We start from the raw sequence: 594 nt of genomic DNA on the forward strand, positions 1-594 counted from the left end.
TCGGCAAACTCAGAGACTGGCGCCGCATCGCCATGCGCTACGACCGCTGTGCCCACACCTTCTTCAGCGCCATCACCCTCGCCGCTACCGTCACCTTCTGGCTCGGACAATGGGTCCTGAGCCTAGGCTTACGCCTGGGCATACGCCCATCCTCCGCTCCACGGTTGATCGAGACACCCCGCAAGCGGACGGTTCCGCCGATGGGGTGCATGATGACGACAGAGAGAATGGATGCCGCTGGTCCTGGCCGGGGTAGGCGGATGTCGCGGCAGCGCAAGCGGGCCGCGGTGCTGCGGGGCGAGGACCTGGAGACGGTCTCGCGGGCACTGGGTATCACGGCCGCGACGCTGAGCGGCTGGCGCGACGCCTTCCTGGCGGCTGGCAAGGCGAGCCTTGCGACGCGGCCCACGGCAGGGGAGGCGCTCGAGAGCGAGCGGCTCAAGGTGCGGCTGGGCGAGATGCTGCTCGAGCGCGAGTTGCTGGAGGCCAAGGTCGCAGCCCTGGAGGGTGGCCGCCCTTTGGCCCGGCGGAGGCCGAGGCCATGAGCCTGACCATCTCGCCCAGCAGTGGCAGGCCCTATGGCTTGGCGCGAGT

At 69.4% G+C, this 594-nt stretch carries 2 pseudogenes; both read left to right on the forward strand.

The window, feature by feature from the left end:
* Positions 1 to 104: pseudogene (locus CR165_RS24230) on the forward strand (IS5/IS1182 family transposase); the annotation flags it as partial.
* A gap of 105 nt (positions 105 to 209) precedes the next feature.
* A pseudogene (locus CR165_RS24235) lies at positions 210 to 594 on the forward strand (IS3-like element ISMtsp5 family transposase); the annotation flags it as partial.

The sequence above is a fragment of the Teichococcus aestuarii genome (assembly GCF_003116135.1).
Classification (GTDB): domain Bacteria; phylum Pseudomonadota; class Alphaproteobacteria; order Acetobacterales; family Acetobacteraceae; genus Pseudoroseomonas; species Pseudoroseomonas aestuarii.